This window comes from Mycolicibacterium aurum, assembly GCF_900637195.1.
Lineage (GTDB): Bacteria > Actinomycetota > Actinomycetes > Mycobacteriales > Mycobacteriaceae > Mycobacterium > Mycobacterium aurum.
Genome location: NZ_LR134356.1, coordinates 5,766,763 through 5,792,446, shown reverse-complemented (window position 1 = coordinate 5,792,446; position 25,684 = coordinate 5,766,763). Strand labels below are relative to the sequence as shown.

Here is a 25,684-nt window from a genome sequence, read left to right as displayed (position 1 = left end):
AATGGTCCATACCCCGCATCGTGAACATCGTGATCACCGTCACAAACAAGGAGGTACCGGTGGCCCTATCGCTTCGCACCTGCGTCAGAACCGCGGCGGCAACTGCCGCGGCGGCGATGCTCGCGCTCACCACCGCATGCTCGGCCGGCCTCGGCGGTCCGGCCTCGTCGAGAACCGCTCAGGACGGCGTCATCCGCTTCACGTTCGCCCCGGACCCGATCTGGGACTACATGCACGACACCGGCATCGTCGACCAGTGGCAGCGTGACACCGGCTACTCCATCGAGACCAGCGCCACCTGGGACGAGTTCGGGCTGTTCGCCGGCGGCCACGCCGACATCATCTCCACGGCGTCGTTCGAGGTGCCCGGTTTGGAGGAGCAAACCCAGCGCGAAACCGTCATCATCGGCCGCTACAACGCCGAGCGCAGCCGCATCATGGTCCGCGCCGACGATACCGCGCAGTCGCTCGCCGATCTGCGGGGCCGGCGCCTCGGGGTGTTCACCACCGTCTCCGGGACACTCGTGTGGAGCGCGCTGGTGGCGCAGATGCACGACATGAAAGTGCTCGACGGCGACTTCGACATCGTGGTCGCCGACATCCAGAACCTGTCGAACCTGTTGGCGCGCGGCGAGATCGACGCCTGCATCTGCTATCCGGACCTGTCCGCGCGCGAGCTGCGGGACGGCTCGGTGCGGCCGCTCTACGACGGCAAGTCCTCGGCCGACCTGTTCGCCGAGCTGAACGCTCCCGGCCACGACGGCCCGATGGGCAACGTCTTCGTGGCGCGCAAGGACTGGGTGGACGGCCACCCGGGCGAGGTGTCGGCGTTCCTGGACCTGTGGGACCGCGGACTCGCCGAGTGGCAGGAGCACCGCGACGAGATGATCGAGCGATACCCCCAGCACTTCGCGGTGGCCACACCCGAAGACATCGCGTTCATGAAAGCCTATGTCGCCGAGCATGACTGGGTGACCGACGAAGTCCGCTTCGACGAGCAGTGGGCCGAGGACGAGAGCTCGATCTTCGACCTGATGCGCACCACCGGCGTCATCTCCGACGACATCACCGACCCGCAGTTCCTGCCGACCGAAGGAGTCCAGCCGTGACCCAGGCTGTCGCCCCGCCGGACACCCGGCCCGAGCCGGCGCCGCCGGCGTCCCGCCGGCCCGCGAAAGCACCTCTGCAGCAACGACGCTGGCTGGTCTCCGGCCTCGCGCTGCTGCTCGCACTCGGGGCGTGGGCCGCCCTGGCCGCCTGGGTCGACGACCCGATCCTGCCGCGGCCGGCGCAGGTCGGCGAGCAGGTCTACGCGATCGTCGTCTCGGGGGAGGCCCTCTCCAACTTCGCGATCAGCATCGCCAAGATCGCGGTCGGCTTCGCCATCGCGATGGTCGGCGGCCTGGTGATCGGGTTCGTGATGGGCCGGTCCCGGTTCATGACGGCGTACTTCTCGCTGCCACTGTTCGTGCTGGGCAACATGCCGGGCCTGACGTACGCGGTGTTCGGATTGCTGATCTTCGGCGTCGGGGCAGGCGGGCCAATCGTGGTCTCGGCACTGGTGGCCCTGCCCTTCATCGCGATCAACGTCGCCGAGGGCGTGCGATCCGTGGACGGCAACCTGCTGGCGATGTGCCAGGCCTTCGAACGCGACCGCACCGACGTCATGCGCCACCTCTACCTGCCCGCGCTGACCACCTTCGTGTTCGCCGGCGTGCGATACGGCTTCGCGATGGCGTGGAAGGTCGAGGCGCTCACCGAGGTCTTCGGTGCCAGCTCCGGTGTCGGGTTCATGATCCGCAAGGCCTACCAGGAGTTCCAGGTTGCCGACATGCTGGCCTGGACCGCCCTGTTCATCGTGACCATGATCCTCATCGAACGAGGCCTGGCCCATCTGGAAGACCGATTCTTCGCATGGCGGAAGGACGTGGCATGACCACCACCCAGACCTGGCAGCGTCAGCTGCGTGGGCAGACCACCACCGTCACGGCGACCCTGGCCGCGGTGCTGAGCATCCTGGCGGCCTGGCAGTTGGCCGTCGTGATCGGGAATCGCGTGCCCTCGGTGGGCGACACCATAACGCGGCTCGGCGCAGAGGCGACAGCCGGAGAGCTCTGGCACAACCTCGCCATCAGCATGAACCGCTTTCTCCTCGGCCTGGTCGCGGCGCTGGTGGTGGGCGCGGCCCTCGGGGTCCTGATGGGGCTGTCCCGCATCGCGGATCTCGCCTTCTCCGATCTGAACGCGGCGGCACTCGCCATCCCCGCGGTCATCTGGGCGCTCCTGACCACCATGTGGTTCGGGTTCGGCTGGCTGACACCGGTGGTGACGGTCTTCCTGTCCGGTCTGCCGTTCGTCGTCGTCAACATCGCCAAGGCCACCAGGGCGGTACCCGCCGATCTGGTCCTGATGGCCAGGTCGTTCGGGGTGCCGCGGGCGCGGGCGCTGCGCGAGATCGTGGTACCCGCAGTCGCCGGATCCACCGTCGCCGCAGTGCGTTTCGCGATCATGAGCGCGTGGAACGGGCTACTGCTGGCCGAATGGTTCGGCGCCACCTCCGGGGTGGGATGGCGGGCGCGCTACTGGTACGACGCCAACCAGCTCGACGGGTTCCTGGCCTGGGTGCTGGTGTTCATCCTGCTGCTGGTCATCGCCGACCTGCTGCTCCTCGGTCCGATCGAGCGCTTCGCCACCCGCTGGCGCAACGCCTAGTCACCTCAGTCACCGCTCACCTCTGAAAGCGAGAAACCATGGCCTCCATCGAAATCCAGAGTCTGGTCAAAGAGTTCACCGACCGGCGCGGCGCCGTGACCCGCGTCATCGACAAGATCGACCTGACGATCTCCGGCGAGACGTTCGTGTCCGTCGTCGGCCCCTCCGGCAGCGGGAAAACCACGCTGCTGAACATCGTGTCCGGTATCGAAACCCACACCTCGGGCACCGTGTCGCTGCGCGCCGGCTCGCGGGATGCACGAGTGGGGTACGTCTTTCAGGATCCGCGCCTGCTGCCGTGGCGTACGGTGATGGCCAACCTCGGCTTCGTCCAGCATGAACGGGCCGGCTGGCAGGACCGGGCCGCGCACTACCTGGACCTGGTGGGGCTGAGCCACTGCGCCGACCGGTTCCCCGCCCAACTGTCGGGCGGTCAGCAGCAGCGCATCGGGATCGCCAGGGCATTCGCCGTCGAGCCCGACGTGCTGCTGATGGACGAGCCGTTCAGCCACCTCGACGCCATGACGTCGCGCACGCTGCGCGAGCACCTGGAGCGGATCTGGCTGGAATCCCGGCGCACCGTCATGTTCGTCACCCACGACGTCACCGAGGCCGTGCAGCTGTCCGACCGGATCGTCGTACTCGAACCGGGTGGCCGGATCCACGAGATCATCGACGTGGACCTGCCGAGGCCGCGGCGGGCCTCCGACCCCGCGGTCGCGCTCCTGCAGGCCGAGGTGCTCGCCCGCTTCGAGGCGCTCGAGGCGAAAGCGTCGGCCGCGTGAGCATCCGGCCGGGACCCATCGACGTCCACGCACACTGGTTGCCGCAGAACCTGTTCGGGCTCGCCCCTGGCTCGCCGGTGCCCGCCCTGCGTGACGTGGCGGGACAGCTGCATCTCGGTGATCTGCCGCTGTCCATCGAGACCGACGCGATGAGCGACGTCACCCGGGTACTGGGTGACACCGACGCCGCGGGGCTGGGCTCCAGGGTTCTCTCGGCGCCGCCGTTCGCCTTCCCGGTCGTCGACCACGCCGGCGTCGACGACTTCGTCGCAACGTTCAACGAGGACCTGGAGAAGGTGTGCCGGGACAGCGGCGGCCGACTGCTCGGTCTCGCGCTGACGTCGCTGCACAACCCGGAGTCCGCGCGGAAACAGATCGCGGCGATGGCAGATTCGGCGTACGTGCGCGGCATCGCGGTACCGCCGCTACTCGGCACGACGTCCTTCGACGTCGCACCGATGCGCGAGGTGCTCTCGGCTGCTGCCGAATACGACGTCGCGGTGCTGGTGCATCCGATGCAGCTGGCGCGGCCGGAGTGGACGTCGTATTACCTGACCAACCTGATCGGGAACCCGGTCGAGTCGGCGACGGCCGCCGCCGCACTGACCCTCGGCGGGGTGCTGGACCAAATCGAGGGTCTGCGCATCTGCCTGGTGCACGGCGGTGGGTGCGCGCCCGCACTGGTGGGGCGCTGGCAGCACGGCTGGCAGCAGCGGGCCGACGTGCGGTCCGCCGGCACCCGAGCGCCGCGGGAGGCCTTCGCCGACCTGTGGTTCGACACCCTCACCCACGACGTTCCCACGCTCAAGCTCCTTGCCGCGCAGGCCGATCCGACACACCTGATGTGCGGCAGTGACTACCCGTTCGACATGGGAACCCACGACCCCCTGCAGCTACCACACGCGGCGGGCATCGACGACGCCGTGCTGGAGACCAACGCCCGCGCATTCCTCGGGCTCGGATAAGGAGACACACATGTTTGACTGGAGTGGACACCGCGCGATCGTCATCGGCGGGTCGATCGGCGGCCTGACCACCGCGCTGCTGCTGCGCCGGCTCGGTTTCGACGTCGAGATCTTCGAGCGCACCCCCACCGACCTCGACGGGCGTGGCGGCGGCATCGTGCTGCAGCCCGACACGCTGCGCTGGTTCGTCGAGTGCAGCCAGCAGCATCCCGAAACCGTGAGCACGTCAACGCAATTCGTGCAGTACCTGGACATGGACAACACGGTGGTGCACCGCGAGGTGGCCCCGTGGAGCTACACGTCATGGGGCACCTTCTACCGGGCGTTGCTGGCCGATTTCGGAACCGAGGGCTATCACCTGGGCGCGTACGCCGCCGGCTTCGATCAGGACGCCGACGGCGTCGAGGTACGGTTCACATCCGGCCGGCGTGAGCGCGCCGACCTGGTGGTGTTCGCCGACGGCATCGGCTCACCGAGCCGGCGGCGCATCTCGCCCGACTCGACACCGGAGTACTCCGGGTACGTCGGGTGGCGCGGCACTGTTGCCGAAAGTCAGGTCACACCGCAGACATTCGAGCTGCTGCGCGACTCGATCAGCTACAGCTTCGGCCCGCACACCCACATCAACGTCTACCCGATCCCGTCGTCCGACGGTGGCCTCGCCCCGGGGCAGCGGCTGCTGAACTACGTCTGGTACCGCAATGTCACCGAGGGCTACGCCCTCGACGAACTGATGACCGACAAGCGCGGCTTCATCGCAGGCGTGTCGCTGCATCCGGGTCAGGTGCAGGACCGCTTCGTCGACGAGATGCGCTCGGCGGCAGCGCAGGTGCTGGCGCCGGCGGCGGCTGAGGTGGTACTGCGCACCGAGCAGCCCTACCTGCAGGCGGTCTATGACGTCGAGGCGCACCAGATGGCCATGGGCCGGGTCGCTCTGGTCGGCGACGCGGCCAGCGCCGCCCGCCCGCACGCCGCGGCCGGCACCGCCAAGGCGGCGGCGAATGCATGGGCCCTCTACGACGCACTGTCCGAGAGCGACGACATCGCTGAGGCACTGGCCAAGTGGGAGCCCGGGCAGCTCGAACTCGCGCAGCGGCTCATCCGGCGCGTCAAGGAAATGGGCACCCGCTCGCAGGTCACCGGCACCTGGGTGCCCGGCAGTCCCGACAACCGGTTCGGCCTCTACGGGCCAGGCCGTTAACCGCACACCGAGGAGAGGAACCGCACACGATGACGAGCACCAGAGAATTCCTGACAGACGCACCCCTGGCGGGCACGCTGGTCGGCACCGACTTCGACGGATGGACCGACGAGCTGCGCGCCGAGTTCGACACCCACTCCCACGACGGCAACGTCGGATCGCGGCTGCTGAGTGAGAACGACCGCGTCCGGGTGTGGGAGATCCGGCTGTCGCCCGGGCAGCGTTTTCACGCCCACCGGCACGTGCTGGACTACTTCTGGACCGCGGTCAACGCGGGCACCAGCAGGCAGCACACATCCGACGGCACCACCCGTGACGTCTCCTACGGCGCAGGTGAGACACGGCATTTCAGCTTCGCGGCGGGCGAGTACCTGCTGCACGACATCGAGAACGTCGGCGATGAGGAGCTCGTCTTCACCACCGTCGAGCACCTCGACTCGGCGAACGAGCCACTGCCGATCTAGGGGGCGACGGCGGCGCTGGCCGGGTCGATGAGGATCTTCGCGTGCGTCTCCGGGTCGCCGAGTGCCTCGAAGGCCGCGGCCACGCCGCCGAGTCCCACGGTCCCGGTCACCAGCGCCGACGCGTCGACCTTGCCGTCGGCCAGCATGTGCAGCGTGTCGCGGAACTCCAGGGGCGTGTATCCGAACACGAACCGCAGGTCGATCTCCTTGCCGATCGCCATCGCCGGACGCAGCTTGTCGTCGCCCATGCACACCCCGACGACGATGACGCGCGACGCCAGCGGCGCCGCGCCGATGACGCCGTCGATCATTCCGGGCACGCCGACGCATTCGAAGATCACCGGGCGCTTGGGAGCCGTGCCGCCGAGACGGTCGGCCACACGGTAGACGTGGGACCAGCCGGGGACCTTGCGCAGTTTCTCCATGGAGCCGATGCCCAGCTCGTAGAGCGCGGGGAGTTCGGTCAGGCCGCGCTGCTTGGCGGGGACGGCTTCGTACGGGGACTCCGCGGCGGGATCGACGACGACGTCGGCGCCGCATCGGGTAGCCAGGGCGCGCCGGCCGGGAGAGAAGTCGCTGGCGACGATGGTGCGCACACCGCGCGCTTTCAGGTGGGCGATGACGGCCAGTCCGACCGGGCCGCAGCCCAGCACGATCGCGACGTCCTTGGTGGTGATGTCGCTGCGGCGGACCGCGTGAAACGCCACGGCCATCGGCTCGGTGAGCGCGGCGATCGCCGGGTCGAGACCGTTGGGGACCGCGAACGTCAAGGCCGCCTCGGCGACCACCTGTTCGGCGTACCCACCGGGGGCGACCGGCGAGAGCCCGGTCAGGTGCACGCCGCCGGCGGCCCTCACCAGCGGGAACGACACCACCGTGGTGCCCGGGGTGAACTCCTTGCCCACTTTGCGTCCCCGCTCGGCGACGACGCCGCAGAACTCGTGCCCCATGACCACCGGGGTGTCGCTGCGCATGAAGTCGTGGTAGCCGCCTTCGGCGAAAACGTCGGTGAGTTCGTCGGCGTGATCCTTGGCGTGGAGGTCGGATCCGCAGATGCCGCACCGCAGCACGTCAAGCACCAGCTGACCGTCATCGGGGCGCGGAGAGGGTAGGTCGACGACCTCGAGTGAGCTGTTGACACAACTGACCGCTTTCATTCCGCCATCGTCGCACGGTAGAACTCCGGTATGACTCCCTCTTCTCCCAGGGCCGTGCGGCGGGTGTGCGCGGCGCTGACACTCGCGGTGGTGGCGGGGTGCTCGTCCCCGCCGGTCGCGCAGGCCGGCCCCCCTCCCGTCGTCGAGCCGGTCGTGCTGGCGGAGATCCCGCACGACCCCGGTGCGTTCACCCAGGGATTCGAGATCAACGGTCCGGTCCTCTACGAAGGCACCGGGCTTGCCGGCGAGTCGCAGATGCGCGAGCTCGATCCGGACACCGGTGAGGTCGGCCGCGCCGTCCCCGTCCCGAGCGACTACTTCGGGGAGGGCATCACCGTTGTCGGTGATCGGATCTGGCAGCTGACCTATCAGGACGGTATGGCCGTCGAATGGGACAGGACCACCATGGCGCCGGTCCGCGAGGTTCCGCTGTCCGGGGAGGGGTGGGGACTCTGCTACGACGGGCAGCGACTGATCCGCAGCGACGGCACCAGCCGGCTCACGTTCCATGACCCGACGGATTTCTCCGAGATCGGCGGCGTCGATGTCACCAACGACGGCGGTCAGCTCAAGGGCCTCAACGAGCTGGAGTGTGTCGACGGTCAGGTCTGGGCGAACGTGTGGCCGACGGACACCATCGCGCGGATCGACCCGTCCAGCGGTGCGGTCACGCTGATCGTCGATGCCGCGCCGCTGCGGGAGCGCGGCATCCCCCCGACCGCCCAGGTGCTCAACGGCATCGCGCACGTTGAGGGCTCAGAGTTCCTGCTCACCGGCAAGGACTGGCCGAAGACGTTCCGGGTGACGCTCGATGGGTAAGGCACGATCCCTGGCCGTCGTCACCGCCGCCTACGTCATGGCTGTCGCCGCTGCAGGGGCCTGGTTGTTCCTGGGACCGACCACCGGCAGGCTGTGGCTGGACACCTTGATCGCCGACCTCGTGGCCACCGTGGTGGTGTTCACCTTCAGCCGCGTATACCGCAACTCCAGCTTCTACGACGCGTACTGGAGCGTGATCCCGCCGCTGCTGCTGTTCTACTGGTGGTACGAGAGCGGCGTCACCACGCTCAGTACGTGGCTGCTGGCGATCCTGGTGGTGACGTGGGCGGTGCGGCTGACCGGCAACTGGGTGTACGCGTTTCCCGGTCTGCACCATGAGGATTGGCGCTACCCGATGTTTCGGGAGCGGGCCGGCCGCTTCGAGTTCGTCGCCGACCTGGTGGCCATCCACCTGATTCCCACCATGCAGGTGTTCCTCGGCATGCTGCCGGTCTACGTCGCCGTCACGGCGCCGGGAGAAACCCTCACCTGGCTGGCGGTCCTCGCCTTCGTCGTCGGAATGGCGGCTGTGGCACTGGAATTCGTGGCGGATCTGCAGATGCATCGCTTCGTCGCCGACCGGCGGCCCGGAGAGGTGATGGACCGCGGACTGTGGAGTTGGTCGCGGCACCCGAATTACTTCGGCGAGTTCGGGTTCTGGTTCGCGCTGGCGCTGTTCGGGGTGGCTGCGTCGCCAGGTGACTGGTGGTGGCTGTTCCTCGGGGCGGCGGCCATGCTGGCCATGTTCCTGGGCGCCAGCATCCCGATGATGGAGGCGCGCAGCCTGGAACGCCGGCCCGGATACCAGGCCGTCGTCGACCGCGTCTCCCGGTTCGTGCCCTGGCCGCCGGCGAAGGTCCGCGCGTGACGGGCCGTCGGGTGGTGATCGCCGGGCTCGGCGACGTCGGGGTGCTCACGGCCATCAAGTTGGCCAAACATGCTGACGTGGTGGGGATCTCCGCCAAGCCCGGCCTGGTCAGCGGGCAGGAACTCGGCTGGCGGCTGGCCCGCCCGGACGAGTGGGCGCGGCACAACTGGATCCCGTTCGCCCGGTTCCGCGGACTGGACGGGGTCCGCACCGTGCACGGCACACTCACTGGCGTCGACCTGGACGCCAGGACCGTGACCGTGGAACTCCCGGACGGGACCGCCACGGAGGTGCCGTACGACGTGCTGGTCATCGCGACCGGGGTCACCAACGGATTCTGGCGCAGGCCGGCGCTGCAGACCGCCGCCGAGATCGGTGACGATCTGCGGGGTCCGCACGAAAAGCTGGCCGCGGCACGGTCGGTCATGATCGTGGGGGGCGGTGCCGCCGCGGTCAGCAGTGCCGCCCAGATCGCGACCGCGTGGCCGGACAAGCGGGTCGAGCTGTACTTCCCCGGCGACCGCGCCCTGGTCGGGCACCACCCGAGGACCTGGGCGAAGGTCCAGCGCAGGCTCACCGACGCGGGAGTGCAGCTGCGCCCCGGGTACCGGGCCGCGTTGGTGCCCGGCTTCGCCGGCGACGAGCTGACCAGCGATCCGGTGCAGTGGACCACCGGGCAGCCGCCGGCGACCGCGGACGCGGTGCTGTGGGCGATCGGGCGGGTGCGGCCCAACACCGACTGGCTGCCCGCCGACCTGCTCGACGAGCACGGATTCGTCCGCGTCACGCCCGAGCTGCGGGTGCCCGGCCACCCCGAGGTGTTCGCGGTCGGCGACGTCGCGGCCAGCGATCCGCTGCGCAGCTCGGCCCGTAACCGCGCAGACGGCCTGCTGGCCCGCAACATCCGCGCCGCCTTCGACGGAAAGCCGCTGCGGGATTACCGCGCACCGAAGCGGCGTTGGGGATCGGTATTGGGCATCCAGCCCGACGGACTGGAGGTGTTCGCGCCCAACGGCACGGCATTCCGGTTCCCGGCCTGGGCGTTCGATCGGGTGCTGATGCCGGTGATCGTGCGCTGGGGCATCTACCGCGGTGTGCGACAGGAGAAGTCATGACCCATTCGTTCGATCCGCACGCGTTGCTGGCCGAGGCCCGGCTCGGGGTGCTGGCCACCATCAAGGCCAGCGGGGTGCCGCAGCTGTCGCCGGTGACGCCGTTCTACGACCGCGGTGCGGGCGTGATCTACGTGTCGATGACGGAGGGCCGCGCCAAGACGGCCAACCTGCGCCGCGACCCGCGTGCCGCGCTCGAGGTCACCAGCGGCGACGGCTGGGCGTGGGCTACCGCCGAGGGCTCCGTGTCGTTGACCGGGCCGGGCACTGATCCGCAGGGCCCGGAGGTGGAGGCGCTGGTGGACTATTACCGCGCTGCCGCGGGTGAGCACCCGGACTGGGACGAGTACCGGTCGGTGATGGTGTCGGACCGTCGGGTGCTGATGGCGCTGACGGTCGAGCGGGTCTACGGCGAGAAGCTGCGCTAGACGCGTGGATCAGACGGTGGCGCGCATGGCGGCGACCACCTCGTCGGTGCGGACGACACCGTGGGCGAGGAAGGCGTAGTTGACCAGCGCGGCCTGATACCCGTCGCCCCACTCGGGGTGGCGTGGACCCGCGACGGCATCCCGGACGACGTAGACCTCGAATCCCTGCTCCAGCAGGTCGCGAAGGTGCGACTCGACGCACATGTTCGCGAGCATCCCGCCCAGCAGCACCTTGCTGATGCCCCGCTTTCTCAGCTGGAGAACCAGGTCGTTGGTCTGTGAGCCGAAGACCTTGTGCGGACTGACGACGACCGTGGCCGGATCCTCGATGTAGGGCTTGAACTCTTCGAGCCAGTCGGCGCCCGACCCGGTCAGGCCGTCGAGATTCAGCGGACCCGGCCGGTCGAAGGTGCCGGTGCGCAGTTCCTCGGCTTCCAGTGCGCCGTTGAACAGCCAGCCGTGATCGGTGGGATAGAAGTAGTGCGGCGAGATGAACATGCCGAATGATGCGGCCTTGGCGGCTTCGAAGATGGCGAGCATGTGCGCCACGGTGTCGTTTTCGGTGACGCTGGCACCGGTTGCCGCCCAGTTGATCCCGGTGGGGCTGAGCACGTCGTTCTGTGGATCGATGAAGACGACGGCGGTGTCGTTTCGGTTCCAGCTCATCTGCGGTGCCTCTCTCGGCGGGGTCGGGTCGGATCTCTCGTCGATCATGTCGCGACCGCCCGCCGATGTCGTCAGTGCTCGCGTCCAGTGCGCACTGCCTGCTAGCGGGTATATCAGCGGACGCGGGGAATCTCGGCGTTGATCCGGTCCAGCAGCTGCGGGTAGCGCTTCGCTTCGCGATGCCCGCCGGGCTTCCCGCTGCTGACCACGGCCACCGACAACGCCCGCTCCGGGTCGGCCCACACCGCGATGTCGGTCAGCCCGGTGTGGCCGAACGCGCCGGCGGCGTCACGGCCGAACGGACCGAATCGCTTGGAGCCCAACATGTATCCCGTACCCCACCGCATCGGCGCCATCCCGGTGGCGAGGTCCGGACGCAGACGGCGCGCCTCTGCGGTTGCGGCGCGCAGGGTTTCGGGTGCCATCACCCGGACACCGTCGAGCTCGCCACCGCGGCGCAGGATCTCGGCGAAGCGGGACAGCTCGTTGGCATTGGAGACGGTGTTCGACGACGGGATGACGCCCGTGAGGAACTCGCGCGTGTTCGAGAACGGGATGATCTGCTGCGGCGTGCCACCCACCGCGGCCTTGAACGCCTTGGCGATCGGCGGCGGTAACGGCTTGCCGGTGACATGACTGGGCGCCACCAGCGGAACATCCTGTGCCGCAACGCCGTAATTGGTCCAGCGGAACCCCAGCGGATCCAGTATCTCCTCGGCCAGAATCTCGCGGATGCTGCGTCCCGTCGCGGCGAAGATGATCTCGCGCATCAGCGGTCCCCACGTGACGCCGTGGTAGATGTGGATCCGTCCCGGGGGATAGACCGGCTTCATCCGGCCCAGCATGTCGCGGGTGTACTCGCTGTCGTCCATGCGCCTGAGGTCGGGCTTGGGTCCGGTCGCGAACGGGATCCCGGCGCTGTGGGTGATCACGTGCCGGATCGTGGTGCGGTCCTTGCCGTGGCTGGTGTAGGTCGGCAGGTAGTCACACACCCGGTCCTCGAGCGAGAACGCGCCGCGTTCGACGAGCATGTGCGCGACGGTGGTGGTGATCGCCTTCGCGGTCGAGTACACGCAGAATGGTGTGTCGGTGTCGACCGGGACCTTGTCGGCGTCGGGGCCGTCGTCGGGGCCGTTACCCCAGGCGTGGCCGATCGCCCGGTCGAGGATGACGTGGCCGTTGCGCCGTAGGCACACCTGGATCGCGGGCTGCATCCCCGCGCGGTACCAGTGCACGGCGGCCTGCCAGATCCGCTCGATCGCGGCAGCGTCGACCTCGGAGTGGTCTTCGGGTCCCACCGAGGTGACTGCGTCGAGATCGGCGGGAACAGCGATGCGGCCGTCGGTCAGGGCGGGCCCCCGGAGAACATCCCGCTGCCGATCGCCTGCGTCAATTCGCCGAGCAGGGAGCCCGGCCCGGGCTCCGGCGGCATCGGTGCGTTGGTGAGCTGCCACGCCTGGCAGTCGCTGGTGGTGAAGGTGGTATCGGTGGGCATGATCTGCACGAACGACGGCTTCTTCGTCAGACGGTTGTCGACAAGCTGGTCGCCTGCGGTGCGCTTCCAGTAGCAGGCGCCGGCGTCCACCGGGCCCGCCGACTGGTAGACACCGGGCGCGATGTCGGTGCCGACGGCGTAGGAGCCGTCTGCGTCGATCGTGGTCTTGAGCCCCTCGGCGGGCACCGCGGGTGCCGCGGGCGAACCGGCCGCCGCCTCGGCGGGCAGCGGCGGCGGTGGCACCGGCGCCGGGGGTGCGGGCTGAGCCTGCGCCACCGGGGCGAGAGCGCACCAGACCGCCACTGTGGCCGCGGTCGCGGCGACCGCACCAGGTTTGTTCAGCCTCATAGGTAGCGAGTCTAAGGTTCGCGGCGGCGTGCCGCCAGAAAGTTCACGGCGGCGAGACGAAACCCGCCGCCGTGAACGTCGAAAGGTCAGCTCAGCCGGCCATGAACGTGTTGTACGCCGACTGCAGGTCGGCGGGCAGCACGGTCACGTTGCAGTTGTTCTGTGCGTCCCCGATGGGGGCCAGGATGCCGCGCAGCTCGTAGTACTCGGTCGGGTTGGCGGTGAAGTACCCGCGCAGGTTGGCTTCCGCCTCCGGGCGCGGCTGGTTCATCGCGGCGGTCACCGCCTGGTTGGCCCCGGGATGGGCGTCCAGGTACTGGCGTGCCCCGGCGGTGACCGAACTGACGGTCCCGCTCAGCGAACTGGCCGTGCACTGCGCAGCGGGTTGCGCACCGGCCGTGGGGGCCGCGACGGTTGCTACAGCGAGGCCCCCGAACAATGCTGCGGCGCCGACGCCTGCCACCGTGCTCCGCTTCACCTGCATGGCGATACCGTGGAAATTCATGATCTGTTGGTCCTTCGGATTGAATCGATGTACTGCTATCCCCGCCCGAAATCCAAGGTAACCGTCCCCCAGAGTGGCCAAACGTCGTTGTCGGACACCGATTCTCGACAATGCTGCGGCGTTACATTCCGCGGCCGTGATGTTGGCCTCAATCGGACCGGCGGATGACACTTTTGACGGTCTCGCCGTCTCGAGATCGTGAAGATTCTCAACATTTGCCGGCTTTACTTAAATGATCGTGATCTGGGTTGATTCCAAATCGTTATCGAATGAAGGCGGCCACACCCTGCGGCCGCCCGGCCGATAGCGTGTTCCTGTGAAACTCGACCTGTTGATGCCCGGCATCGAAGTCGGACTGGTGACCACCGATCTGGACCCGATGGTGGCTTTCTACGAGGGCTTCCTCGAACTCGAACCGCAAGGCGAGATCGAGTTCGTCGGCGGTTCGCAGCGGCGGTACTCGCTCGGCAACTGCGTGGTGAAGCTGGTGACCTACACCTCGCCACCGCCGGCGCCGGTCGCGCCCGGCGGCGGCCGCACGCAGGCCGGGCTGCGGTACTTCACGATCGGCGTCAACGGGTTGCGCGCCGTCTCGGAGGCCTTCGAGGCGTCCGAATACCAGATCGTGGAACCCCTCACCGAGTTCGCGCCGGTACCCGGGATGGGCTTCATGTTCGTCGCGGATCCCGACGGCAACCAGATCGAGCTGTTCGGGACACTGTGAGCGAGCGAACGATGGGGCAGAAGTGAGTTACCAGCCCGCGCCGTACCAGCAGGTCCCCACCTGCTACCGGCATCCCGACCGGCAGACCTACGTCCGCTGCGCCCGGTGCAACCGCTTCATCTGCCCCGAGTGCATGCGCAGCGCCGCCGTCGGTCACCAGTGCGCGGACTGTGTGGGGGAGGCCGCCCGTTCGGTGCGCCCGGTGACCAACGCGTTCGGCGCGCAGCGTCCGAAGTCGATGACGCCGCTCGTGACGTATGTGCTGATCGGCGTCAACCTGCTGATGCTGGTGTTGCAGATGGCGCTGCCCGGTCTCGATCGCGCGCTGGCGCTGTGGCCGCCCGCCGTCGCCGACGGCGAGATGTACCGGCTGCTGACGTCGGCCTTCCTGCATTTCGGCCTGACCCACATCGCGTTCAACATGCTGGCGCTCTACTTCGTGGGCCCACCGCTGGAGCTGGCGTTGGGCCGGGTCCGGTTCATCGCGCTGTATCTGCTCAGCGCACTCGGCGGCTCGGTGCTGGTGTACCTGCTGACGTTCAACGCCCTGACCGCCGGGGCCTCCGGTGCGGTGTTCGGGTTGTTCGGCGCGACGTTCGTGGTGGGCAAGCGGCTCAACATGGACGTGCGTTCCGTCGCCATGATCATCGGCCTGAACCTGGTGTTCACGTTCGTCTATCCGCTCTTCACGTCGCAGAACATCAGCTGGCAGGGCCACATCGGCGGTCTCGTCACCGGCGCGGTGGTGGCCGCGGCGTTCGCGTACGCACCGCGGCAGCAGCGCACCCTCGTACAGGCCGGGGCAGCAGTCGCGCTGCTGGTCGTGTTCGTCGGGCTGGTGGTGTGGCGGACCGCCGAGCTGCGGGCGTTGTTCGGACTGGCCTAACCCAGACCGACGCTGTCGGCGACGGCCCCCAGCACCGCAAGATGGTCGTCGACGGTGCGCAGGCCGGCGCCCATCGTGTTGACCGACAGGTGGGTCGCACCGCGCTCGGACCAGCCGCGGATGTCGTCGGCGATGCGGCCGAGATCGCCGCGCCAACTCACGCGGCCCTCCATGCCCACCTCCGACGGATCGCGGCCGGCGTCGCGGGCCGCGGCGTCCACGATCGCCTTGGCCTCATCCAGTGCGGGTCCGGGCGGGTGCATCGGGAACCAGCCGTCGGCCAGCCGCCCCGCCCGCTCATAGCCGCGGGCCGCCGCGGCGCCGATCCACAGCGGGATGGGCCGCTGCACCGGAAGCGGGGCGATGCCCGCCCCGGTGAGTCGGTGGTGGCGACCGTCGAAGGACACCGACCGCTGCGTCCACAGCTGCCGCAGCACCGCGATCTGTTCCTCGGACCGGCGGCCACGGTTGCCGAACGTCTCGCCAAGAGCCTCGTACTCCACGGCGTTCCAGCCCAGCCCGATGCCGAACCGCAGGCGTCCGCCGCTGAGCAGATCGACCTCGGCGGCCTGCTTGGCAACCAGAGCGGTCTGCCGCTGCGGGAGGATGATCACGCCGGTCACCAGCTCCAGCGTCGTCGTCACCGCGGCCAGGTAGCCGAACATCACCAGCGGTTCGTGGAACGTGGTGTCGACGTCGTACGGACCCGACCAGCCTTCGTGCACCGCGGGGTCGGCGCCGAGCACGTGGTCGTAGGCCAGCACGTGCGCATACCCCAGCTCCTCGACCCGCTCGCCGTAGGCGCGGACGGCGCCCGGGTCGCCGCCGAGTTCCGTCTGGGGGAAGACCACACCGATGCGCATGCAAAAAAGGGTATGAGTGGAACATGCTCGGACTACCCGCGGGGATACGCGCGTGCCTTTTCGACCTGGACGGCGTGCTGACGGATACGGCAAGCGTGCACCGGCGTGCGTGGAAGGCGATGTTCGACGAGTATCTGCAGGACGCCGCAGGCGAAGGGGAGCAGTTCGTCCCGTTCGACTCAGGGGCCGACTACGAGAAGTTCGTGGACGGCAAGCCCCGCGAAGACGGGGTCCGCTCGTTTCTGCAGAGCCGCGGAATCAGCGTCGACGACGCGATCGTGACCGAGCTGGGGGATCGGAAGAACGAGATGTTCCAGCAGACACTGCACGAGGACGGGGTCGAGGTGTTCGACGGCTCCCGCCGCTACCTGGCCGCGGCCGCGGATGCGGGACTGCGGCGCGCGGTGGTGTCCTCGAGCGCCAACACCAGGGAGGTGCTGGAACTGACCGGGCTGGACTGGTACGTCGAGCAGCGGGTCGACGGTGTGACGCTGCGTGAGGAGAACCTCCCGGGCAAGCCGGCGCCTGACTCGTTCCTGCGCGCCGCGGCGCTGCTCGACGTCGCGCCGGCCGAGGCGGCCGTATTCGAAGATGCCCTATCCGGGGTGGCCGCCGGCCGCGCCGGTAAGTTCGGCGTTGTGGTCGGTGTGGATCGCGTGGGCCAATCAGATGCCTTGCGGGACAACGGTGCCGATATCGTCGTGACCGACCTCGAGGAGCTGCTCGACCGATGATGATCACCGACGACGCCTTCCCGGTGGAGCCGTGGCGGGTGCGCGAGACCGAGTTGCGGGCGGATCTGCTGCCGCAGACGGAGTCGTTGTTCGCGCTGTCCAACGGCCATATCGGGTTGCGCGGCAACCTCGATGAGGGCGAGCCGCACGGCCTGCCCGGCACCTACCTGAACGGCTTCTACGAGATCCGGCCGCTGCCCTACGCCGAGGCGGGCTTCGGGTATCCCGAAGACGGTCAGTCGATCGTCAACGTCACCAACGGCAAACTGATCCGGCTACTGGTCGACGACGAACCATTCGACGTGCGCTACGGCGAATTACATTCGCACGAAAGAACTCTCGATCTCAGAGCCGGCACTCTCACGCGTACCGCGGACTGGAGCACGCCGTCGGGCAAGCGGGTCACGGTGAACTCCACGCGGTTGGTGTCGCTGGCGCAGCGGGGTCTGGCCGCCATCGAGTACATCGTGGAGGCGGTCGACGACGTGCTGCTGACGGTGCAGTCCGAGCTGGTCGCCAACGAGGACCAGCCCGACGCGTCGGACGACCCGCGCGTCGCCGCGGTGCTCAGTCACCCGCTGGAGGCGGTGCAGCACGAGGTCAGCGAGCGCGGGGCGATGCTGATCCACCGGACCAAGGGCAGCAATCTGACGATGGCCGCGGCGATGGATCACATCGTCGAGTTCGACGACCGGGTGGACATCAGTGGCGACGCCGGCGAGGACTGGGCCCGCACCACGGTGGTCTGCGAGCTCAAATCCGGTGAACGCCTTCGCATCGTGAAGTACCTCGCGTACGGCTGGTCGAGCCTACGGTCTCGGCCGGCGCTGCGGGACCAGGTGGCGGCCGCCATCGCGGGTGCCCGGTTCACCGGCTGGCATGGCCTGCTCGACGCCCAGCGCGAGTACCTGGACGACTTCTGGGACAGCGCTGACGTGGAGGTGGAGGGGGACGCCGACTGCCAGCAGGCGGTGCGGTTCGGGCTCTTCCATGTCATGCAGGCCAGTGCGCGGGCCGAGCGGCGAGCCATCGCGGGCAAAGGTCTGACCGGGACCGGTTATGACGGCCACGCCTTCTGGGACACCGAGGGTTTCGTTCTGCCCGTGCTCACCTACACCGCGCCCCGCGCGGCGGCCGACGCGCTGCGGTGGCGTTCGACGACCCTCGACCTGGCGCGTGACCGGGCCCGCGAGCTCGATCTCAACGGCGCGAGCTTCCCGTGGCGGACCATTCGCGGCGAGGAGTGTTCGGCGTACTGGCCGGCGGGCACGGCCGCCTTCCACGTCAACGCCGACATCGCGATGGCGTTCGAGCGCTACCGCGTGGTGACCGGGGATGACTCGCTGGAGCGCGACTGCGGTCTTGCCGTCCTCGTCGAAACCGCACGGCTGTGGCTGTCCCTGGGCCATCACGACCGGCACGGCAGGTGGCGCATAGACGGGGTCACCGGACCCGACGAGTACACCGCGGTGGTACGGGACAACGTGTTCACCAACCTGATGGCGGCGGCCAACCTGCGCATCGCCGTCGCCGCGTGCCTGCGCCATCCCGAGGCCGCACGGGAGCTGGGTGTGAACACCGAGGAGGCCGCCGCCTGGCGGGACGCCGCCGACGCCGTGCACATCCCGTACGACGAGGAACTGGGTGTGCATCCGCAGTGTGAGGGCTTCACGACATTGCGGGAGTGGGACTTCACCGAGAACACGGAATACCCGTTGCTGCTGCACGAACCGTACGTACGGCTCTACCCCGCCCAGGTGGTCAAGCAGGCCGACCTCGTTCTCGCGATGCAGTGGCAGAGCCACGCCTTCACCCCGGAGCAGAAGGCGCGCAACGTCGACTACTACGAGCGCCGCACCACGCGGGATTCCTCGTTGTCGGCGTGCACCCAGGCGGTCATGTGCGCCGAGGTGGGACATCTCGAGCTGGCCCACGACTACGCCTACGAGGCTGCCCTGATCGATCTACGCGATCTGCACCACAACACCGGTGACGGACTGCATCTGGCGTCACTGGCAGGCAGCTGGACCGCACTGGTCGGCGGGTTCGGCGGTCTGCGCGACGACGAGGGGATGTTGTCGCTGGACCCACACCTGCCGTCCGGCATCAGCCGGATGCGATTCCGGTTGCGCTGGCGCGACTTTCGGGTCACGGTCGACGTCGACCACGAGCACGCCTGCTACACCCTGCGCGACGGGCCGCACTCGGCGCTGACCATCCGGCACGCCGGCGAACCCCTGGACCTCAGCACACACGGCCCGACCCGGGTGGCAGTGAAACCCGTGGTGCCCCTGCTGCGTCCGCCGCGACAGCCGCCTGGCCTGGAACCGCTGCGTCGGCACTCAGACCTGCAGTCGTGACCCGATGATCACCGTCCGGTCCAGCGGCAGACCGAAGGACGCCGCCGCATCGGCGGTGATGTAGGACGTCGCGATGAACAGGCGCTTGCGCCACGGCGCCATCGTCGGTGCATCGCCCTGGCACAGCTCAAGTTTGGACAGGAAGTAGGTGGCCCGGTCCAGATCCAGCGGGCCCTCGGTCTGCGACGGATCGAGCAGGCTCAGCGCGCGGGGTACGTCCACGCGGTCCATGTAGCCGAAATGGGCGAGCACGTGCACGATGCCGTCGTGTGCGGAGCCGAGCTCGTCGACGGTGACGCGCTCGGCGTCCGGCACCCGCGGGACAGGCTCGGTGTTCAGCGAGACGATCACCACGTGCTCGGCCAGCACGTGGTTGTGCTCGACGTTGGCTCGCATCGACAGCGGCGCGGTGTCGTCGCCCCTGTTGAGGAACACGGCCGTTCCCGGTAGCCGGATCAACGGCGGCTCCCGGGTGCTCAGCGAGTCGATGAACTCCCGCATCGGGCCCTCGGCCCGCCGCCGCGCCCGGGTGACGATCGCGCGTCCGCGCTGCCACGTGGTCATCACGGTGAAGGCACAGACCGCGATCAGCAACGGCAGCCACGCACCGTGCACGAGCTTGGTCATGTTGGCGGCGAAGAACATCAGGTCCACGAACAGCAACGCACCGCCGCCGATGACCACCAGCCACAGCGGCGCCCCGGCCCTGGTGCGCGCCAGATACAGGAAGAGCAGGGTGGTGATGGTGATCGTGCCCGTCACCGCCATGCCGAATGCGTAGGCCAGCGCCGACGAACTACGGAAGGCGAACACCAGGATCAACACCGCCACCAGCAGGACACCGTTGATCCAGGGGACGTAAACCTGCCCGATCGTCGACGCCGAGGTGTGCTGGACGCGCAGCCGGGGCAGATAGCCGAGCTGTGCTGCCTGCGAGGCCACCGAGAATGCGCCGGTGATCACGGCCTGCGATGCGATCACCGTCGCCGCGGTGGCCAGCAGGATCAGCGGGATGCGCGACCACTCCGGCATGAGCAGGAAAAACGGTGCGCGGACGGCGGATTCGTCGCTGAGCACCAGGGCGCCCTGGCCGAAGTAGTTCACCGTGCATGCGGGAAGCACCAGGCCGAGCCAGCCCAGTGTGATCGCCTTGCGTCCGAAGTGGCCCATGTCGGCGTAGAGGGCCTCGGCGCCAGTGACCGCCAGGACCACCGCGGCCAGGGCGAAGAAGGCGATGTGGAAGTGCCCGGCCAGGAAACCGAGGGCGTAGGTGGGTGACAGGGCGCGCAGGATCTCCGGCTCGCGGGCGATGCCCCCGACGCCGAGGGCGCCGATCGAGAGGAACCACAGGATCATCACCGGCCCGAAGAACCGGCCGACCACGGCGGTGCCGCGGCGTTGGACGGCGAACAGTGCGACGATGATCGCCGCCGTCACGGGCACGACGAAGTCCTTGAAGTCCGGGTCGACAATCTCCAGCCCCTCGACCGCGGACAGCACCGAGATCGCGGGCGTGATCATGCTGTCGCCGAAGAACAGCGCGGCGCCAAACACCCCGAGCGCCGCGAGGATCATCGAGGTGTGCCGGGTTTTCGGGGCGGACCACCTCCTGACCAGCGTGATGAGCGCCATGATCCCGCCCTCGCCGTGGTTGTCGGCGCGCATCACCAGTGTGACGTAGGTCAGCGTCACGATCGTCATCACCGACCAGAAGATCAGCGACACCACCCCGTACACGTTGTTCGGCGACACGGGCACCGGGTGCGCATCGTGGGGGTCGAACACGGTCGCCAGCGTGTAGATCGGGCTGGTTCCGATGTCGCCGAAGACCACCCCGAGTGCGCCGACCACGATCGCGGGTCGCAGCAGGTGTGTGCGTCTGGTGCCTGGGCTGTCGTCTATGCGGTCATTCTCGCTGACGCGACCAGGATTTCGCGTTAGAACTGACGTCATGGGGTTTGCGGTGGAGGAGGCGCTGGACCGGCTCTACGCTGCCAAGCCCGAGGACTTCACCGCGGTGCGCGGTGAGCTCACCGCCGCGGCCAAGGATGCGGGGGACCGCGACGCGGCCGCGCGCATCGGCGGCGCCCGCAAGCCGACCGCGGCGGCGTGGGTGGTCAATGCCCTGACACTGGGCGGGTCGGCCAAGGACACGCTGTCGGATCTGGGGTCCCGGCTGCGTGAGGCCCACGGGGCGATGGACGGCGAGGCCATCAGGGCGCTGACCGCCGAGCAGCGCAAGGTCGTCGACGATCTCACCCGTACCGCCATGAAACAGGCGGGGATCCGATCGCCGTCGGCCGCGCTGCGCGACGACGTCACCGCCACGCTGCAGGCCGCGATCGCCGACCCCGACGTCGCCGGGCGCCTCGGCCGGCTCACCAAGGCCGAGCAATGGTCCGGATTCGGTGAATTCGTGTTCACCGCATCGGTTTCCACCGCTGCCAAGAAGAAGGCGGCCGCGCCCAAGCCGGAACCGCCTGCGCGGCCCCCCGCGACAGACCGGCAGGATCAGAAGGCCCGCGCCGCCGTCGCGGCTGCCGAACGGGCCAAGGCGGATGCGGACCGGGCCCTCGGTGAGCTGCAGTCCGATCTGTCCACCGCCCGGCTCAGGCGCCAGGACGCACAGCGCCGGCTGGCCGCCGCCGAGCAGGCCATGGCCGCCGCCGAGCAGGCATTCACAGCCGCCGACGACGCCTACACCGCGGGAAAGAAGGCGGCCAAGGAGGCAGCCGAGCAGCTCAAGACCGCGAAGCGGGGCCTGCGCACCTGACCCGGCTGCCGCGCGCTATGTTGCCCACAGCGCCGCGATAACCGTCGCGCGATAAGCGAAATGCTCAGCGCCACGCTTAATTTCGGGAGTTCGACATGCACACGGGGCAGGAATCCGACATTCGCCGGGTGGTGACCGGGGCGTCGATCGGCAACGCGGTCGAGTGGTTCGACTTCGCCATCTACGGCTTCCTCGCGACGTTCATCGCCGCCCACTTCTTCCCGTCGGGCAACGAGACCGCCGCCCTACTCAACACGTTCGCCATCTTCGCCGCGGCGTTCTTCATGCGCCCACTCGGCGGCATCGTGTTCGGGCCGCTCGGCGACCGCATCGGCAGGCAGAAGGTGCTGGCGATCGTGATCCTGCTGATGTCGGCAGCCACGCTGTGCATCGGTCTGTTGCCCACCTACGACGCGATCGGCCTGGGCGCCCCGCTGTTGCTGCTGCTCTTCCGGTGCCTGCAGGGCTTTTCGGCGGGCGGCGAGTACGGCGGCGGCGCGGTGTACCTGGCGGAGTTCGCCGGTGATGCGCGCAGGGGCCTGACCGTCACGTTCATGGCGTGGTCCGGTGTCCTCGGCTTTCTGCTCGGCTCGGTGACGGTCACCGTGCTGCAGGCTGTGCTGTCCACGGAGGCGATGGACAGCTACGGCTGGCGGATCCCGTTCCTGATCGCCGGGCCGCTCGGTCTGGTGGGCCTCTACATCAGGCTCCGGCTCGGCGACACCCCGCATTTCGCCGAACTGGACGAGGCCGACGAGACCGCCGACTCACCCCTGCGGGAAGCCGTCACCACGTCCTGGCGGCAGATTCTGCAGGTGATCGGCCTCTTCGTCGTGTTCAACATCGGCTACTACGTCGTATTCACCTTCCTGCCAACATATTTCATCAAGACGCTGAAGTTCACGAAGTCGGACGCGTTCGTGTCCGTCACGCTGGCCTGCCTGGTGGCGCTGATCCTGATCCTGCCCATGGCCGCACTGTCGGACCGGGTCGGCCGACGGCCGCTGCTCGTCGGCGGCGCGGCGGCGTTCGCGGTGCTCGGCTACCCACTGTTCGTGCTGCTGAACTCCGGGTCGCTGACCGCGGCCGTCATCGCGCACTGCGTGCTCGCCGCGATCGCGTCGGTGTACATCTCGTCCGCGGTGTCGGCCGGGGTGGAGCTCTTCGCCACCCGGGTCCGGTTCAGCGGGTTCTCCGTCGGCTACAACGTGTGCGTCGCGCTCTTCGGCGGCACCACGCCCTACGTCGTCACCTGGCTGACCGCCGGCACCGGCAACCCGATCGCGCCCGCCTTCTACCTGATGGGGGCGGCCGTCATCTCGCTGGTCACGGTCCTGACCGTGAAGGAGACCGCGGGGCGCGCACTGGTGCAGGTTGCGCGGGCTCCCCGCTAGGCTGGGCGCAGGCATCCACGAAGAGGGGGACGCGCACATGAAGCTTCAGGTGTTGCCCTACGTCAGCGTCGAGATCGACGACCGGCTCCGTCGCAGGTTGCGCATCGCGGGCGAACGGCTCCGGGTCAACGTCCGCGCCTACCTGCGCAGCGCCGCCGACGACGTGGACGCCGCGGGGGACCGGGTGAGTGGCCTGTGTGACCGTGCCGTGCACCGGGTGGACTCGGCGGTGGCCCGGGTCAACGACAAGATCGCGCCGACGAGCGCTCCGCAGCCCACCTCGCCCCCGCATCTGCGCGTCGTCGGGCAGTGAGCCTGCCGCGCTGACCGGCCGGACTGGGCGAGGCACCGCGATGTGTGCTGTCCTTGTCGGGTGATCGGCCATGGTCTTACCGTGCTGCTGGCGTTCCTTGCCGCGGTCTTCCTCGCCGTCGGCATCGTGGTGCGGCAGCGGGCGACACTCGACGTACCCGCCGAACTCGGGGTCAGCCCGGTGATGTTCACGACCCTGGTGCGCAGGCCGTTGTGGTGGGCGGGTACCGCGTCCGCGATCGCCGGGTTCGTGTTCCAGGCACTGGCGCTGGCCAACGGGTCGTTGCTACTGGTGCAACCCATCCTGGTGTCGGCGCTGCTGTTCGCGCTGCCGCTCAGTGCCCGGCTGGCGCACCGGCGGGTGACGCGCGCCGAGTGGGGCTGGGCCGTGCTCCTCACGGTCGCGCTCGCCGTGTTCGTCCTCCTCGCCAAGGCGAGTCCGGGCGATTACGAGGCGTCGCTGTCCACCTCCGCGGTGGTGGCGGTGGTGTGCACCGCCGCGGTGGCGGCGTGCGTGATCGTCGCGACCCGGATCGTGGGGTGGATCCGCGCGGTCCTGCTGGCCGTCGCGGTCGGCGTCCTGTTCGGCGTGGTGGCGGTGCTGACCAAACTCGTCATGCACGTGCTGACCCACGAGGGCCTCGGCGCCGTGCTGGCCACACCGGTGCTCTACCTGCTCGCGCTCCTGGGCGTGGTGGCCATGCTCTTGCAGCAGTCGTCGTTCCACGCCGGCTCGTTGCAGACCTCGGTGCCGACCATGCTCGTGCTCGAACCGATAGTGGCCGTGGTTCTCGGGGCGGTGGTGCTCGGCGAACACCTCAACGTGGGGACCTGGGACGCGGTCGCGATCGGGATCTCGACGCTGGCGATGGCGGCGGGAACGATCGCGCTGGGGCGTGACGAGGGCGCCTACGAGGAGCAACTCAGCGCGGCCGAATCAGCTCACGCCGCCTCGGGGAGCAAGTAGCCCCGGTCCTTGGCCACGTCGGTCAGCACGCTGCGCAGCTGCTTGCGGCCCCGGTGCAGCCGGGACATCACCGTGCCGATCGGGACGTTGGTCAGCGCGGCGATCTCCTTGAACTTGCGGCCCTCGATATCGGCGTAATACACCGCGGTCCGGTACTTCTCCGGAAGGGCGCGCATCGCGGACACGATCGCCGGGTCGCTGGTCCCGGCGAGCGCGATGTCTTCGGCGGCGCCAGCGGTCCCGGTGATCCCCGCGCCGCTGGAGCGGCGGCTGTGGGCCAGCAGCTGTCCGTCGCTGAACTGGTCGGTGAACTGCAACGCGGGACGGTGCTGCTGCTTGCGGTAGGCGCTGATGTGGGTGTTGAGCATGATCCGGTACAGCCAGCCGGCCAGGTTGGTGCCCACGCGGAAGCTACCGAACGCCGCGTACGCCTTGGCGGCGGTCTCCTGCAGCAGATCCTCGGCGTCGGCGTGGTCGCGGGTCAGTTTGAAGGCGTGGCGGTACAACTCGGCGATCAGGGGGATGGCGTCGCGTTCGAAGCGGTCGGTGAGCTGGTCGTCATCGGGGTCGGTGATCATGAGTGGCTCCTGCAGAAGGGGGGGCGGCGAGGTGCTTCAACTGTCGCCCCGGGCGGGCCGGTGAGTCTGCCCGGCTGGCCCCCAGATGCATTCCGGAGAACCGCAGCGCCGACTACCGGTTAACCCCCATGCCAGGACGACCAGCGGCGTATCTCGACGGTCACCACCGGGCCGTCGAGCTCGACGCGCCGGTACTGCGGGTACTTCGCGCGGAGGAGGGCGTACCCGGTCGCCATCTCGACGCCGTCGTGGTGGATCGACGCCGCGCCGTCGGCGCGCACCCACCACAGTTTCGTCCAGTCGTCCTCGTAGTGGTCGACCATGAGGCTGACCGCGGGGTTGTGCTCGATGTTGGCGAGCCGGCGCAGCCGCTGGGTGGTCTTGGGTTTGGCGTCGACGGCCGTGTACAGGATGTCCGTGCGGTGCTCGGGCATCGCGAACACGACCGGAACCAGGTGAGGCACCCCGTCGGCGCCTGCCGTGGCCAGCATCGCCACCGGAGCGGCCACGAAGGACAGGAAGGCGTCGAAGCTATCCGGTACAGCCATGTCGCCAGGGTATGTTTCAA

28 protein-coding genes are annotated in these 25,684 nt (G+C 68.8%); 19 read left to right on the top strand and 9 right to left on the bottom strand.

Going from position 1 to position 25,684, the window contains the following annotated elements:
• Positions 1–29: 29 nt before the first annotated feature.
• From EL337_RS27505 to EL337_RS27475, 7 genes are read left to right on the top strand one after another with little or no spacing between them, the layout of a single operon-like run.
• The gene (locus tag EL337_RS27505) at positions 30–1,109 is read left to right on the top strand and encodes an ABC transporter substrate-binding protein (RefSeq protein ID WP_232786707.1); all 1,080 of its coding nucleotides are present in this window, start codon (positions 30–32) and stop codon (positions 1,107–1,109) included.
• The gene (locus tag EL337_RS27500) at positions 1,106–1,936 is read left to right on the top strand and encodes an ABC transporter permease (protein WP_048630795.1); all 831 of its coding nucleotides are present in this window, start codon (positions 1,106–1,108) and stop codon (positions 1,934–1,936) included. The genes EL337_RS27505 and EL337_RS27500 overlap by 4 nt, the downstream gene beginning before the upstream one ends.
• Complete coding sequence (locus EL337_RS27495; RefSeq protein ID WP_048630794.1) at positions 1,933–2,712, top strand: ABC transporter permease; 780 nt, start codon at positions 1,933–1,935, stop codon at positions 2,710–2,712. The genes EL337_RS27500 and EL337_RS27495 overlap by 4 nt, the downstream gene beginning before the upstream one ends.
• A gap of 38 nt (positions 2,713–2,750) precedes the next feature.
• Positions 2,751–3,497, top strand: a complete 747-nt coding sequence (locus EL337_RS27490; RefSeq protein ID WP_048630793.1) for an ABC transporter ATP-binding protein — start codon at positions 2,751–2,753, stop codon at positions 3,495–3,497.
• A complete protein-coding gene (locus EL337_RS27485) occupies positions 3,494–4,462 on the top strand; it encodes an amidohydrolase family protein (protein WP_048630792.1) in 969 nt (322 codons plus the stop codon). The genes EL337_RS27490 and EL337_RS27485 overlap by 4 nt, the downstream gene beginning before the upstream one ends.
• A gap of 10 nt (positions 4,463–4,472) precedes the next feature.
• Positions 4,473–5,663: an FAD binding domain-containing protein gene (locus EL337_RS27480; RefSeq protein ID WP_048630791.1), complete on the top strand. Its 1,191-nt coding sequence runs from the start codon at positions 4,473–4,475 to the stop codon at positions 5,661–5,663.
• Between the two features lie 29 nt (positions 5,664–5,692).
• Positions 5,693–6,127: a cupin domain-containing protein gene (locus EL337_RS27475; protein ID WP_048630790.1), complete on the top strand. Its 435-nt coding sequence runs from the start codon at positions 5,693–5,695 to the stop codon at positions 6,125–6,127.
• Here EL337_RS27475 and EL337_RS27470 read toward each other — a convergent pair.
• Positions 6,124–7,284 (bottom strand): zinc-binding dehydrogenase, encoded by a 1,161-nt coding sequence (locus EL337_RS27470; RefSeq protein ID WP_048630789.1) that lies wholly within the window; start codon positions 7,282–7,284, stop codon positions 6,124–6,126. The two genes, EL337_RS27475 and EL337_RS27470, sit on opposite strands and share 4 nt — an antisense overlap.
• Before the next feature lie 30 nt (positions 7,285–7,314).
• Between EL337_RS27470 and EL337_RS27465 the strand changes: the two genes are divergently transcribed.
• The 4 genes from EL337_RS27465 to EL337_RS27450 are packed head-to-tail and all read left to right on the top strand — an operon-like array spanning position 7,315 to position 10,511.
• Positions 7,315–8,103 (top strand): glutaminyl-peptide cyclotransferase, encoded by a 789-nt coding sequence (locus tag EL337_RS27465; RefSeq protein ID WP_048630788.1) that lies wholly within the window; start codon positions 7,315–7,317, stop codon positions 8,101–8,103.
• Positions 8,096–8,971, top strand: coding sequence for a DUF1295 domain-containing protein (locus EL337_RS27460; protein ID WP_048630787.1), 876 nt, complete (start codon positions 8,096–8,098; stop codon positions 8,969–8,971). Before EL337_RS27465 ends, EL337_RS27460 begins: the two co-directional genes overlap by 8 nt.
• A complete protein-coding gene (locus EL337_RS27455; protein WP_048630786.1) occupies positions 8,968–10,086 on the top strand; it encodes an FAD-dependent oxidoreductase in 1,119 nt (372 codons plus the stop codon). Before EL337_RS27460 ends, EL337_RS27455 begins: the two co-directional genes overlap by 4 nt.
• A complete protein-coding gene (locus EL337_RS27450) occupies positions 10,083–10,511 on the top strand; it encodes a PPOX class F420-dependent oxidoreductase (protein ID WP_048630785.1) in 429 nt (142 codons plus the stop codon). Before EL337_RS27455 ends, EL337_RS27450 begins: the two co-directional genes overlap by 4 nt.
• A gap of 9 nt (positions 10,512–10,520) precedes the next feature.
• Here EL337_RS27450 and EL337_RS27445 read toward each other — a convergent pair whose 3' ends face one another.
• The 4 genes from EL337_RS27445 to EL337_RS27430 all read right to left on the bottom strand — a co-directional run bounded on the left by EL337_RS27445 (position 10,521) and on the right by EL337_RS27430 (position 13,525).
• Positions 10,521–11,177, bottom strand: coding sequence for a cysteine hydrolase family protein (locus EL337_RS27445; protein WP_048630955.1), 657 nt, complete (start codon positions 11,175–11,177; stop codon positions 10,521–10,523).
• A 113-nt stretch (positions 11,178–11,290) separates the two neighbouring features.
• Complete coding sequence (gene lipE / locus EL337_RS27440) at positions 11,291–12,475, bottom strand: lipase LipE (RefSeq protein ID WP_407662574.1); 1,185 nt, start codon at positions 12,473–12,475, stop codon at positions 11,291–11,293.
• Between the two features lie 47 nt (positions 12,476–12,522).
• On the bottom strand, positions 12,523–13,020 hold the full coding sequence (locus EL337_RS27435) for an Rv1352/Rv1906c domain-containing protein (RefSeq protein ID WP_048630784.1): 498 nt from the start codon (positions 13,018–13,020) through the stop codon (positions 12,523–12,525).
• Positions 13,021–13,111: 91 nt separating this feature from the next.
• Complete coding sequence (locus tag EL337_RS27430) at positions 13,112–13,525, bottom strand: heme-binding protein (protein ID WP_048630783.1); 414 nt, start codon at positions 13,523–13,525, stop codon at positions 13,112–13,114.
• A gap of 334 nt (positions 13,526–13,859) precedes the next feature.
• On the opposite strand from EL337_RS27430, the gene EL337_RS27425 reads away from it, so the two are divergent.
• Together EL337_RS27425 and EL337_RS27420 are read left to right on the top strand one after the other, a co-directional pair.
• Positions 13,860–14,249: a VOC family protein gene (locus EL337_RS27425; protein ID WP_048630953.1), complete on the top strand. Its 390-nt coding sequence runs from the start codon at positions 13,860–13,862 to the stop codon at positions 14,247–14,249.
• A gap of 22 nt (positions 14,250–14,271) precedes the next feature.
• A complete protein-coding gene (locus EL337_RS27420) occupies positions 14,272–15,135 on the top strand; it encodes a rhomboid family intramembrane serine protease (RefSeq protein WP_048630782.1) in 864 nt (287 codons plus the stop codon).
• On the opposite strand, the gene EL337_RS27415 is transcribed toward EL337_RS27420, so the two are convergent.
• Complete coding sequence (locus tag EL337_RS27415; RefSeq protein WP_048630781.1) at positions 15,132–15,998, bottom strand: LLM class F420-dependent oxidoreductase; 867 nt, start codon at positions 15,996–15,998, stop codon at positions 15,132–15,134. The two genes, EL337_RS27420 and EL337_RS27415, sit on opposite strands and share 4 nt — an antisense overlap.
• Before the next feature lie 23 nt (positions 15,999–16,021).
• Here EL337_RS27415 and EL337_RS27410 point away from each other — a divergent pair, with 23 nt between their 5' ends.
• Positions 16,022–16,732, top strand: coding sequence for a beta-phosphoglucomutase family hydrolase (locus tag EL337_RS27410; protein ID WP_048630780.1), 711 nt, complete (start codon positions 16,022–16,024; stop codon positions 16,730–16,732).
• Positions 16,732–19,092 (top strand): glycoside hydrolase family 65 protein, encoded by a 2,361-nt coding sequence (locus EL337_RS27405; protein ID WP_048630952.1) that lies wholly within the window; start codon positions 16,732–16,734, stop codon positions 19,090–19,092. Before EL337_RS27410 ends, EL337_RS27405 begins: the two co-directional genes overlap by 1 nt.
• On the opposite strand, the gene EL337_RS27400 is transcribed toward EL337_RS27405, so the two are convergent.
• On the bottom strand, positions 19,075–21,045 hold the full coding sequence (locus EL337_RS27400; protein ID WP_083442958.1) for a potassium transporter Kup: 1,971 nt from the start codon (positions 21,043–21,045) through the stop codon (positions 19,075–19,077). The genes EL337_RS27405 and EL337_RS27400 overlap by 18 nt on opposite strands.
• Between EL337_RS27400 and EL337_RS27395 the strand changes: the two genes are divergently transcribed.
• From EL337_RS27395 to EL337_RS27380, 4 genes are all read left to right on the top strand, one after another.
• On the top strand, positions 21,044–21,865 hold the full coding sequence (locus EL337_RS27395; RefSeq protein ID WP_048630779.1) for a TolC family protein: 822 nt from the start codon (positions 21,044–21,046) through the stop codon (positions 21,863–21,865). The two genes, EL337_RS27400 and EL337_RS27395, sit on opposite strands and share 2 nt — an antisense overlap.
• A 95-nt stretch (positions 21,866–21,960) precedes the next feature.
• Positions 21,961–23,259, top strand: coding sequence for an MFS transporter (locus EL337_RS27390; RefSeq protein ID WP_048630778.1), 1,299 nt, complete (start codon positions 21,961–21,963; stop codon positions 23,257–23,259).
• A 37-nt stretch (positions 23,260–23,296) separates the two neighbouring features.
• The gene (locus EL337_RS27385; protein ID WP_048630777.1) at positions 23,297–23,572 is read left to right on the top strand and encodes a hypothetical protein; all 276 of its coding nucleotides are present in this window, start codon (positions 23,297–23,299) and stop codon (positions 23,570–23,572) included.
• 60 nt (positions 23,573–23,632) lie between these two features.
• Positions 23,633–24,538 carry a DMT family transporter gene (locus tag EL337_RS27380; RefSeq protein ID WP_048630776.1) on the top strand — a complete coding sequence of 302 codons (906 nt, stop codon included), beginning with the start codon at positions 23,633–23,635 and terminating at the stop codon, positions 24,536–24,538.
• Here the strand turns inward: EL337_RS27380 and EL337_RS27375 are convergent.
• Both EL337_RS27375 and EL337_RS27370 read right to left on the bottom strand, forming a co-directional pair.
• Entirely contained in the window at positions 24,514–25,116 is a 603-nt protein-coding gene (locus EL337_RS27375) for a sigma-70 family RNA polymerase sigma factor (protein ID WP_048630775.1), read from the bottom strand. The two genes, EL337_RS27380 and EL337_RS27375, sit on opposite strands and share 25 nt — an antisense overlap.
• A gap of 119 nt (positions 25,117–25,235) precedes the next feature.
• Positions 25,236–25,664 (bottom strand): TIGR03668 family PPOX class F420-dependent oxidoreductase, encoded by a 429-nt coding sequence (locus EL337_RS27370; RefSeq protein ID WP_048630774.1) that lies wholly within the window; start codon positions 25,662–25,664, stop codon positions 25,236–25,238.
• Positions 25,665–25,684 lie beyond the last annotated feature (20 nt).